This is a genomic window from Frankia sp. R82 (assembly GCF_023716925.1).
Taxonomy (GTDB): Bacteria; Actinomycetota; Actinomycetes; order Frankiales; family Frankiaceae; genus Frankia.
Window position 1 is genome coordinate 17,711 of record NZ_JAMQQG010000015.1, and the last position, 11,432, is coordinate 29,142.

Consider the following 11,432-nt stretch of genomic DNA (forward strand, 5'->3'; position numbering starts at 1 on the left):
GCGCATGCTGGGCGCGATGCGGCGGCCTCAGGTCGACTCACGATGTTGATCGACCGCACCTGCTCGTGCCCTGCCTGGACCGGACGTCCGCCGCACCCGTCGCATGCCGCGGTGCATCCACCGTGAGCACGCGGATCCGCCCGTGGCGCCGCGGCGGGCAGGACGGACCGGCGTCCCGCCACCGGCGGCATCAGGTGACGGATCCGGATCGCGACCACGCGTGGATCACCAGGGTGAACGCAGAGAATGGCAGACCAGGACCGACAACCAGCCGGCCTTCCAGGCAGTGCCCCGGGGAGTCGTCACCCGGGTTTCGTGGACGTGGGCTGAGCTGCCGACCGGACACGCGGTGCCTGGCTCGGCCGAAGCCGCCCGGAGCCGAGGTCAGCCTCGGCGGTCGTCCACGAGCAGGAAGCGGCCGTTACTGGAGCACCCGCCAGAACTCACAGCGGCCACCTCCTCGCGCTGGTCCTCAATAGAGGAAGTTTCGGGGGCCTGTCAAGGATAACCGTCGGGTTGATGGCCGGAACTGCGGGGTCTTCGTGATCTCGGTCGCGAACGCACCAGGTCGGCGGGGGGAGCTGCCGAGGTGAGGCGTTGTCAACGTCGGTAGGGGTATGCACCGGTCCGGGCCGGTGGTGACCATCGGTGCGCAGTGCTCCGGGTGAGCAGACCACCGGGCTCGTGCCGTCGGACCGGGCACCGGCGTGGGAACCGCGAAAACCGAAGGATGCAGGGAGGCGACGGGGTCGATGAAGGTCAACGGATGTGCTCGGTGCGGGCAGCTGGTCTTCTTCGAGAACTCCGCGTGTCTGCGGTGTGGAGCGCCGCTCGGCTTCGATCCCGACCAGGGGCGGGTCATCACCCTCGTGACCGGCCGTGTGCGGCCGTCGTCGACGGCGCGGCCACGGTCGGCGCCGGTGTATCTGGAGCTGCCGCCGGTGGCGGTGGTCGCCGCGGCGATCGGTCAGGCTCCCCTCGGCGACGGCGGTCGCGGTGGTGTCCAGTCGGTGCACCAGGTGGCCTCGCCGACGCTCGTGCGTCGGGTGACGGCGACGGACCTGCTCGACCGGGCGATCGGTGCCGACCCGATCGCCGAGGATCTGCTCGACGCCGTCCCGCTGGACCGTCGGCGCTGGTTCTACCGGTGCGCGGCCAGCGAGCGGGCCGGCTGCAACTGGCTCGTCCCGGCGCCGGCCACCGCTGCCGACGCGGCGCGGGCGGACGCGGAGGTGTCGACCGGCGAGGGCACGCTGTGCCGGTGCTGCCGGCTGACCCGGACCCGGCCGGCGGACAGCGACCCGACCGGGCGGGACCGGTTCGTCCGCGCGGAGGCGGCCAAACGCCGGCTCGTCGCCCAGTTGCTGGAACTGGGCCTGCCCGTCGTCGCCCAGGTGGACGACCCGGCCGGTGGACTCGCGTTCGACCTGCTGAACAGCAGCGAGCACGCGGTGGTGACCGGACACAGCGAGGGTCTGATCACGCTGGACCTGGCCGAGTCCGACGACGCTCACCGCGAGCGGGTCCGCGTCCAGCTGGGGGAGCCATACCGCACCCTGCTCGGGCACTTCCGCCACGAGATCGGGCATTACTACTGGGAGATGCTGGTGGGAGCCGACCCGGCGCGGACCGCCCGGTTCCGGGACCTGTTCGGCGATCCGGACCTCGACTACGCGGCCGCCCTGGACCGTCACTACGCGCAGGGCCCGCCGTCCGACTGGCGCAACACCTTCGTCAGCGCCTACGCGACCATGCACCCATGGGAGGACTGGGCCGAGACCTTCGCCCACTACCTGCACATCCGCGACACTCTGCGGACGTCCGCGGAGTTCGGCCTGCATGTCGCGGGCCCCGACCTCGCCGCGTTCGGGGTGCCCGCGAACACCCTTGCCGCCGAGCCCGCGGACCTGCGCAACGCCGATGACGCGGCCGGACGGTCGCCGATCCGCGCGATCATCGACCAGTGGCTACCGCTGACCTATGCGCTCAACGCCATCAGCCGAAGCATGGGACGAGACGATCTCTATCCGTTCGTCCTGACCCCCGCCGTGCGGGCGAAACTCGGCTTCGCCCATGAGATGATCACCGTCGGGGCGCGGCCGGGTACAGCGTCCGCAGCATCGGGATGAAGGTGCGCACGAGCGGATCGGACGTCGTCGGCTCCGGTCCGCCCAGCACGACGAAGCCGTGCCGGGCGTACAGGCGCCGGGCCGCGAGGTTGCCGGGGGCCACCCACAGCTTCACCGCCTCGGCGCCGACCCGGTACGACCAGTCGAACGCCGCCGCCAGCAGCGTGTCGGCACCACCCTGACCGCGGACCTGCGGGGCGACCCACATCGAGGCCAGCTCCCGCAGCCAGGGCCGTCCGGGCGGAGTCAGTCCCTGGACCAGGCCGACGACCTCGTCGCCGCGCTGCGCGACCATGATCAGATCGGTGGACGAGTCCGCCGCGGCCCGGGCCCGCCGGGTCCACTCGGCCACCGGCCACGAGGTCAGGACCGCGGTGGTGTGCCAGAAGGCCATCGGCGCGTCGGCGACGGAGGCGAGCCGCAACCGGCGCAACAGCGCCCCCTCGTCCGCCGTGAGCGGCCGGACGGTGATGGCTTGTCGGTCGTGCCGCACGTCGAAAATGTCCCACGGTCGGCCCGCCGCGGACCACCGTACGGGGTGGATGTTGCGCGGGTGACGCCCGGTGTTGGGCGTAATCGGCGCGACCTTTAGCCCAAACGCCTCCCAGGGGGCCGGGGGAACGCGGATACTGATCCACACCGGCCGGGACGGCGGAGGAGTCGCGTGGTGGTGATCGAACGTGGGTAGGTCCGTCTCACTGATCGTGCGGCCGGATGGTGCCTCCTGGTCTGCCTGGTCACCGCAGTGCCCCGGGCTCGCCATGGTGCAACCGGCCGGGGCGGAGCTGCGCGATGTCCTGCCCGAGGTGCTCGGCTGGTACTTCGGGCAGGACACGGAGATCGAGCTCCAGGTGCACCACGAGCGGGAGCTGCACGGCGTCGTCCTGCGCATCGCCCAGGACGCGCAGCTCTACGAGCGGGAGCGCCTCGCCGGGCAGCTCGCCGAGGCGCTTGGCGAGGCGGGCCAGCGTGCGCGGATGCGTTCCGAGCCGGTCAGCGCCGGCGGCGAGGTCACCCTCGTGGGTGCCCTGCAGTCCGATCGGATCAGCTGGCTTGCCGCCCAGATGGACGACAACGACGTGCTCGTCGCCCTGCTGCCGGTCGCCGAGTCGATGCTGTGGGCCGTCCGGTTCGGCACCGGCACCGGTGCTGGTCAGGACGACGCGGTCATCCCCCTCGCCGCGTACTCCGGCGACGCCACGCTCGGCGAGGTCACCCGCACGTTCGCCGGCCCCCGCCAGCACCTGCGGATCTGAATCCAGCTCCGCGCTCGGGCCATCCGGCGGGCCGGGTCTGCTGCCAGGTCGCGGTGGAGCCGCGCGCCGCCGGGATGCGGGGACGAGCACAGGACGAGCACAGGACGAGCACGGGGTGAGTGACGCTACGGCTGTGTCTTCGAGGAACCGGAAGTCGCCGTGACCCGCTGCGGCTGACCGGTGCCACCGTCACCACCGATGTCACCTCCATCGGTGCGACGGCCACCACCGGTGCCGGTCCGGCTGGCTCGCACCCCGCGGATGCCGAGCCAGCCGACGGCGGAGCCGATGACGATCGACACGATCGTGAGGACGAGATGGACCGTGAAGAAGCCGGTCGGCCCGTTGTCCCAGGAGCGATCGTCTTTCCAGATGTTGCGCAGGAAGTTCGGCCAGATGGCCCACGTCCAGACACCAACCGCGATCAAGAACCAGGATGCGCGCTTAGACAGAGTCACCCGTCCAGCCTCGCACCCGCAGCCTTCGTGGCCTCTCTGCGGGCGCGCGATTTCAGCCACGCTGATCGCCATAGCGTGGGACAACGGCCGGAGTCGCGACGGGCAAGAAGATCGATGGAGGGTGCGGCGGCTGAACCAGAATTACGATGTCGCCATAACGGAGATGCCCCTGCCCTCGACGACCAACGTGCCGAGGCCGTCCGAGAGGCTGCCGCAGCTGACCGGATGAGCCCTGGCCTGGTCTATTCCCTGGCCGGGCCGCTGCGTCCGGTGGTCACGCCACCCGGCCAGGTGACCGTGCCGGACCGGGATCAGGCGGCGGGCGGCACTGAGCCGGTGGGGGTCGGCGCGGGTGCCGTCGGCGATGTGGGCGGGCGACTTGTGGCGGGCGGCGGTGTCGTCGGCGCGTTGCTGGGTGGGGAGGTCGTCACCGGCGTCGTCGGGGTGGACGTGGGCTGCTGGGTCTGCGGGGCACTGGTCTGCGGCGCGGAGGGGGTGGTCGCGGCTGGCGGTGGCGGCGTCGTGGTCCGTGGCCGGTAGCTGTAGCGCGGCGTCGATGGCACCACCACGGCCTGGGACGTGCCGCCGGACGGCTCCGCCGGGGCCGTCACCGAGCTGGGCACCAGGGTGGCGGGAGCATCGGTCGTCTGCTGGGCCGACACGTCGTTGTCGTTCGAGGAGTCACCGCCGGACAGCGTGAGGGCCAGCGCCACGGCCACCACGGCGACCGCCGCGACCGCGCCGGCCGCGATTGCCATGATCCGGCGTCGATGGGCCTGCTGGTTCTGGCCGCCCCGGCCGGCTCCGGCCGCGCCGGCGCCACCGGCCGCATCGGCACGCCGACGGGCGTCGTCGAGGTGCACCAGGCCGGCGGCCTCGTCATCGTCGAACAGGCCGAGTTCGGCCGCGGCGATCAGCGGGGCGGTGCCCACGCGGGTCTCGTCATCGGCGCCGCCGCGTACCGGGCCCGTCGGCGCGACCGCGCGCCCGATCCTGGTCGGCTCGTCGTGGTCGGCCTGGCCGCGGTTGCGTGCGGAGGCCGGGGGCGTGGCCGGGGTACGGCGCAGGCCACCGGTCGCCGGCGAGATGGCGGTCTCGTCCATCGGGATCGGGTCGGCGGTGATGTCGGTATCGGCGCCGACAGAGGCATCGGCCGCGGCCGTCCCACCCGCTCCTGGCCCGGTCGAACCGGACGGGGACGGCTCGTAGGACGGGGACGATCCTCCATAGGGAGCGATGTCCGGTGAGAGGGCCGAGGAGGCGGCACCGGACCGCGGTCCGGTGGTCCGGGTGCGACCGTCCGGTGCGGGCGGGGCCGACGGGTGGGAGTCGTCCAGGTTCTCCAGGCCGACGTCGGCGCTGCCTCGCCCGGGCGCGGCGTCCTCCTCGTCGCCCTTGGGCCGGGCGTGCATCACGGCTGCCGGGACGGGGGTGGCGTTGCGGGCCACCGGGATGAGCCGGCGGCGGATCTCGCTGACGTCCGGCCGCTCCTCGGCGGGGCGGTCCATCAGGTCGCTGAGCAGGTTGCGCAGCGGGCCGGCCAGGCGGAAGGCCCGGCGGCGCCCCTCGACGACGGCGGTGAGCACCGCGTACGTCTCCGGTCCCTCGAACGGCGGCTGGCCCTCGACCGCGGAGTACAGGGTCGCGCCGAGACCCCACAGGTCGCTGGCCGGGCTGCCGGACGAGCCCCGCACCCGTTCGGGAGCGATGTAGGCGGGTGAGCCGACGAGTGCGCCGGTCCCGGTAAGGGTGACGTCGCCCTCGGTGGCGGCGATGCCGAAGTCGGTGAGCCGGACCCGGCCGTCCCGCCCGAGCAGGACGTTGCCAGGCTTGACATCGCGGTGCAGCACGCCGGCGGAGTGCGCGGCGGCGAGTGCGTCGGTCAGCGCCAGACCGATGGCGGCCACCTGGTCGAACGGCAGCGGACCGTGGTTGCGGATCACATCGCCGAGGCTGTCCGCGTCGACGAGCTCCATGACGATCCAGTGGCGTTGGTGTTCCTCGACCACGTCGTACACGGACACGATGGCCGGGCTGTGCAGCCGGGCGAGGGCCCGCGCCTCCCGCAGCACCCGAGCCCGGATCGCGTCCCGCTCGTTCTGCGCGCCGGCCATCGGCACCAGGATTTCCTTGATGGCCACCGGTCGCTGGAGGAGCTCGTCCTCACCACGCCAGACGACACCGGCCCCACCACGCCCGATGGGCGTGTCGAGACGGTAGCGCTGGGCTACATACCGAGGCGTGCCATGCCGGTCCGTCTCCGGGGGCACGCTTACCGATTTAGCCATCGTGTCAAGTCTGACAGACGGAGGCATCCGCAGACCGGATGGTCTGCGTGTTTCCGATCGCCTTGACAGGCGCGAATCCGGCAGATGAGTACATCATGGGGCCGGCCGGAAGGTCCCGAAGAGGCTCGCCATCAGTGGTTGATCCTGCAACCAGTGATCCTCGCGGGTATGCCAGTAGAGGGCATATCCGTGGCTGTTGCGAATCGCGCCCCGGTTGAGCACATGCACCATGACCCCGTCCGACCTGCGGTACGCGAACTCCCAGTCGGCCTGGTTCGTGCCATCCCCACCGTCGCTGGGAGTCAGCCGTATGCGTCGGTAGTCCTGCACGGTCCGAACGAAACTGGCTTCAATACGCCGCCAGTCGCCGATCGCGGAGGTGTTTGCCTCTCTGACGCTACCCACTCGCAGGAACGAGCCGGTAGCCGGGTCCATGAAATCGACGTTACCGACCCCACCAGGACCCGGCTGGGACCGCCAGTCGGCGGGGTAGGCCAACGACCATCCGGCCGCCTGATCAGTATAGGAGGCCCAGCCCAGCGGCGGTACGGCAACCACGGAACTGGTCGCGAGCGGGTCGCTGACGGCCGGTGGCCCAGCGACCTCCGCGGTGCTCTGGGTGTTTTGGACGGCACCCTCCGTCCCGCCGCCGCGGCGGGCGGTACCAGCCGCAGCGGCGCCCGAGGTGGCTGCCCCGGGCCGAGGCGCGAGCGCGGCGCCACCGGACGAGTCATCCTGGCTGATCAGCAGCAGGATCGCGACGGTGGCGGCCGAGGCCAGGGCGGCAAGCACCAACACCAGGACGAGCAGGCGGGCGCGCCCGGGGCCAGGCGCCGCGGCCGGTAGGACCGAGACCAACGTGGCGGCGGCCGGTGTGTCCGGGCCCGGCGCGGGTGCGGGTGCGCCCAGTGCGGGTGAGCCCAGCGTGGGTGGACCCGGCCTGGGTGAGACAGACGGGCCGGAGCCCGACTCCGCGGCCCGCGTGCCTGCCGTGTCCATGCTCGACACTCGGGTACCTGGAGTCGGTGTCTCGGTAGTTGCCGTGGCTGACGCAGCCAGCGCAACCGTCTCGGCTGGCATGGCAGTCCGGGCTGGCATGGCAGTCTCGGCTGGCACGGCCGTCCCGGTCGGCTCGGCTGTCCCGGTCAGTGCCACAGGAACACCCGGTGCGGCGGTTTCGGTCGGTTCGACCGCCTGAACCAACGTGGATGCGGCCGGCGTCGAATGGTCACCGGCGCCGCGGCCGATCAGGCGGGCCCGGGCCGGAATGCCGCCGAGCGCGCGGGTGCGGTCGACCTGGCGTAGCCGCTCGACCGGTCGGGTGATCCGTGCCCGGGCCGCGGGCAGCGCCGTCCGGACCCGCGCGGCGTCCGGGGAGCGGCGGGTCGGCAACGTGGCCCGGGTCGGCGTCGCAGGGGTCGGTGCCTGGGCATCGTGCTTACTGTGCGCTTCGGTGCTCGGTGTGTCGGTGTCGGCATCCACCGGGTCGGTGCCTGTCGGGTCGGTGCCTCCGACCTGCGGCGCGGCCAGGGCTGCCGTGGCGGTGGCAATCGTGGTGGCCGCGGCGATCGTTGTGGCTGTGACGACTGTCGTGGCCGCGGCGACGGTCGCGACCGTGGTGAGGGCGGTTGTCATCCCAGCTTTGGCCACTTCGGCGAGCGGTTCGGCCGGAGCGGCCCGTTCGGTTGGATGGTCCGAGATGGATGAACTGTTCGGCTGGTCGGAACGTCCGGTCGCGGGTTGTCCGTCGGACCAACGGCCATGGTCGTCGCCGGGCTCTTCGGGGGCCCTTTCGACCTCGGACGGGTGGGAACGGCTCTGATCGTCGGATGGGTCGAGGGCTGCCCGGCGGCTTTCGTCGGAGCTGGGTGGGGGGATACCGGCGCACCTGTCGGCCGGTTGGTCCCGATTCACAGGTGACGGTGCATGGTCGCCAGCGGAAGGATTATCCGGCCGGGCCTGATCGTCGTCCGGTGGACCGGTCGACAGGTCCACGGCCGTCGTTGCAGCGAGATCCTCCGGGGGCGTCCCGGCACCGGAGGCCGAGACGGACACCGTTGCACCGATCGCGGTGGTGGCGGCGATCGTGGTGGTGGCGATCGTGGTGGTGGCGGGGCGGGCTGGGCGGTGCGTCCGACTTCCGGCGCGAGAAGAAACAGGATCACCAAAGGCCTGCAGGATGTCACGCAGCCGACGGCGGACGGCGGACAGCGGCGGGCGGCTGGCCTCGTGCGGGCTCATCAGGTCGTCGATCAGCGGGGCCAGTGGACCGGCGAGCCGGAAGGGCCGGCGGTCGCCGCGCATCACGGCGGACACCACCGAGATCGGGTCGCCACCGGTGTACGGCGGGCAGCCCTCGACCGTGGCGAACAGCGCCGCGCCCAGACCCCACCGGTCGCCGGCTGCGCTGCCGGTGCCGCCCCGGGCGCGTTCGGGCGGCAGGTAGGCCGGGGAGCCGAGCACCATGCCGGTGTTGGTCAGGCGGGAGTCGCCGTGGCTGACGGCGATCCCGAAGTCGGTGAGCCGGGCCTGTCCGTCCGCGGTGATGAGCACGTTGCTCGGTTTGACGTCGCGGTGCACGATGCCGAGCCGGTGCGCGGCCTCAAGGGCGTAGGCAAGACTGATGCCGATCTGGCAGGTCTCCTCCACCGGACGAGCACCGAGGTCGGTGATGATCCGGGCCAGTGACCGCCCGTCGACGTACTCCATCACGATCCACGGCAGGTCGCCGTCGTCGATGACATCGAGCACGGTGACCGCACCCGGATGATGCAGCCGACCCGCAGCGCGGGCCTCCCGCAGCACCCGCTGCCGGGCCCGGTCCCGTTCGGCTCCGTTCTCGGTGATGGGCAGCCGGATTTCCTTGACGGCCACCGGCCGCTGCAGCAGCTCGTCCGTGGCGCGGTGTACGACGCCGAAACCGCCCCGGCCGAGCACGCCGTCAAGCTGATAGCGTCCGCCGACCAGCACCGCCGGAGACTTGGACTCGCCTGCCATCCCTTCGTCCCTTCCAATCGCCAGTGAGGCTCGCGTCCATGGGATCACATCGTGGCCGGTCCACGACGGTGGGGCAGGCCGGCGGTCGGCGGTCCGATCACGGCCAGGCCCGAACGTGCAGGGTGGGGTGGGTGTGAACGACAAGGTGTGGCAGCGGCTGACCGATGCCGCGGTGCGTGTCGCCGCCCGGGCCTATGCGCCGTACTCCGGGCTGCGGGTGGGCGCGGCGGCTCTGGTGGTCGGGCGTGGGGCGGGTGAGCCATGGGTCGTCACCGGCTGCAATGTCGAGAACGCGTCCTACGGTCTGACGCTGTGCGCCGAGTGTGGGCTGGTCTCGGCGCTGCATGCCCGGGGCGGTGGCAAACTTGTGGCATTGGTCTGCGTCGATGCGTCCGGGCGACTGCTTGCGCCGTGCGGCCGGTGCCGGCAGGTGCTCTATGAACACGGTGGCCCGGAGCTGCTGATCGCCGGTGCGGACGGTGCGCGCCGCCTGGCCGATCTCCTTCCCGGCGCGTTCGGCCCCGTCGATCTGCCGGAGCCCGTCGATTCGGCGGAGCCCTTCGATTCGGCGGAGCCCGTCGATCTGCCGGAGCCCGTCGATCTGCCGGAGCCCGTCGATTCGGTGGAGCCCGTCGACCTGCCGGAGACCGCAGACCTGCCGGAGACCGCAAACCTGCCGGAAACCGTCGATCCGGGGCGACCGGCCGCCGTCCCGGGCGTGTTGGACGACCTGGGCGGGCGGCCATGAGCGAGGCGTTCGACGTCGTCGACCTCATCCGGGCCAAACGGGACGGCCGGCCGGTGTCGGCGGACGCCGTCGACTGGCTGATCGACGCCTACACCCACGGCCGGATCGCCGACGAACAGATGTCCGCGTACCTGATGGCGGTCGTGTGGCGCGGGATGGCCCCCGACGAGCTGCACCGCTGGACCACGGCGATGATCGACAGCGGTGAGCGGCTCGATCTCGCCGGCATCGGACGTCCCACCGTCGACAAGCACTCCACCGGCGGGGTCGGTGACAAGGTGTCCCTGGTGCTCGTGCCCCTGGTGGCGGCCTGCGGCGTCGCCGTCCCACAGCTGTCCGGACGTGGCCTTGGTCATACTGGTGGCACGCTGGACAAAATGGAGTCGATCGCCGGTTGGCAGGCCGAGCTGCCGCCCGGACGGATGCGCCGCCAGCTTGCCGACATCGGTGCGGTGATCTGCGCGGCCGGCGGTGGGCTCGCTCCGGCCGACCGGCGCCTCTACGCCCTGCGGGACGTGACGGGGACCGTCGAGTCGATCCCGTTGATCGCGTCGTCCATCATGAGCAAGAAGATCGCCGAGGGAACGTCGGCGCTGGTGCTGGACGTCAAGGTGGGCGCCGGCGCGTTCCTGCCTGCCATCGCCGACGCCCGCCTGCTCGCCCGGACCATGGTCGACCTCGGGACCGCCGCCGGGGTGCGTACCGAAGCCCTGCTCACGGCGATGGACGTCCCCCTGGGCCGCACGGCGGGCAACGCACTCGAGGTCGCGGAGGCCGTCGAGACCCTGCGCGGCGGCGGTCCCGCGGATCTGATCGAGATCACCGTCACCCTGGCCCGGATGATGATCGAACTCGCCGACTCCTCAGGGAATCAGGTCGATCGGGTCGATCCGGCGCAGGTGCTGGCGTCCGGCGCGGCCTATCCGGTGTGGCAGGCGATGGTCGCGGCGCAGGGCGGCGATCCGGCGGCGGTTCTGCCACATGCGTCCACCGTTGCGGTCCTGCCCGCGCCGGTCAGTGGCTACCTGACCAGGCTCGACGCCCGGGCGGTCGGGATTGCTGCCTGGCGGCTCGGGGCCGGGCGAGCCCGTAAGGAGGACCCGGTGTCTCCGGTCGCCGGCGTTCGGTGGCACGCCGGCCTCGGCGATCCGGTCGTGGCCGGCGAACCGTTGCTCGAGCTGCACACCGACGACCCCGCAGCCCTTGGCCGGGCCCGGGCAGCCCTCGCCGACGCGATCACCATCGCACCCGAGGTGCCCCCCGTCACCGTGCCCCCGCTGATCCTCGAACGCGTCCGCGCCTGACCCCGTCTGACCGTTCCGATCCCGTCTGGCCGTTCCGATACCGTCTGGCCGTTCCGATCCCGTCTGGCCGTTCCGATCCTGCCTGATCCAGCCTGACTGTTCTGATCCCTTATGACCGTTATAGCCCCGTCTGACCTGCGGTCTACCGGGTCTGTCGGTTGCCGTGTTCCGTCGCACTCGGCAGCTTCCGTGGATCACGGTGCTGGCACGGTCAGGGGGCGATCGGTGGTCGCTGGGCACGGTGATAACCGG

Annotated in this window: 7 protein-coding genes and 1 pseudogene; 4 read left to right on the forward strand and 4 right to left on the reverse strand. The window is 71.9% G+C overall.

Annotated elements, in window-relative coordinates:
* The first annotated feature begins 752 nt into the window (after positions 1–752).
* Positions 753–2,129, forward strand: coding sequence for a putative zinc-binding metallopeptidase (locus ND747_RS04625; RefSeq protein WP_251732047.1), 1,377 nt, complete (start codon positions 753–755; stop codon positions 2,127–2,129).
* On the opposite strand, the gene ND747_RS04630 is transcribed toward ND747_RS04625, so the two are convergent.
* Entirely contained in the window at positions 2,083–2,622 is a 540-nt protein-coding gene (locus ND747_RS04630) for a GNAT family N-acetyltransferase (RefSeq protein ID WP_251732049.1), read from the reverse strand. The genes ND747_RS04625 and ND747_RS04630 overlap by 47 nt on opposite strands.
* Before the next feature lie 187 nt (positions 2,623–2,809).
* Here ND747_RS04630 and ND747_RS04635 point away from each other — a divergent pair, with 187 nt between their 5' ends.
* Positions 2,810–3,385 carry a hypothetical protein gene (locus ND747_RS04635; RefSeq protein ID WP_251732051.1) on the forward strand — a complete coding sequence of 192 codons (576 nt, stop codon included), beginning with the start codon at positions 2,810–2,812 and terminating at the stop codon, positions 3,383–3,385.
* Between the two features lie 125 nt (positions 3,386–3,510).
* Here ND747_RS04635 and ND747_RS04640 read toward each other — a convergent pair whose 3' ends face one another.
* The 3 genes from ND747_RS04640 to ND747_RS04650 all read right to left on the reverse strand — a co-directional run bounded on the left by ND747_RS04640 (position 3,511) and on the right by ND747_RS04650 (position 9,128).
* Positions 3,511–3,843: an SCO4848 family membrane protein gene (locus ND747_RS04640; RefSeq protein ID WP_251732076.1), complete on the reverse strand. Its 333-nt coding sequence runs from the start codon at positions 3,841–3,843 to the stop codon at positions 3,511–3,513.
* A gap of 311 nt (positions 3,844–4,154) precedes the next feature.
* Positions 4,155–6,131, reverse strand: coding sequence for a serine/threonine-protein kinase (locus ND747_RS04645; protein WP_251732053.1), 1,977 nt, complete (start codon positions 6,129–6,131; stop codon positions 4,155–4,157).
* A gap of 93 nt (positions 6,132–6,224) precedes the next feature.
* Entirely contained in the window at positions 6,225–9,128 is a 2,904-nt protein-coding gene (locus ND747_RS04650) for a serine/threonine-protein kinase (protein ID WP_251732054.1), read from the reverse strand.
* A gap of 133 nt (positions 9,129–9,261) precedes the next feature.
* Here ND747_RS04650 and ND747_RS04655 point away from each other — a divergent pair.
* Positions 9,262–9,663, forward strand: a pseudogene (locus ND747_RS04655) (cytidine deaminase); the annotation flags it as partial.
* Positions 9,664–9,872: 209 nt separating this feature from the next.
* Positions 9,873–11,180 carry a thymidine phosphorylase gene (locus ND747_RS04660; RefSeq protein WP_251732058.1) on the forward strand — a complete coding sequence of 436 codons (1,308 nt, stop codon included), beginning with the start codon at positions 9,873–9,875 and terminating at the stop codon, positions 11,178–11,180.
* The last annotated feature ends 252 nt before the right edge of the window (positions 11,181–11,432 follow it).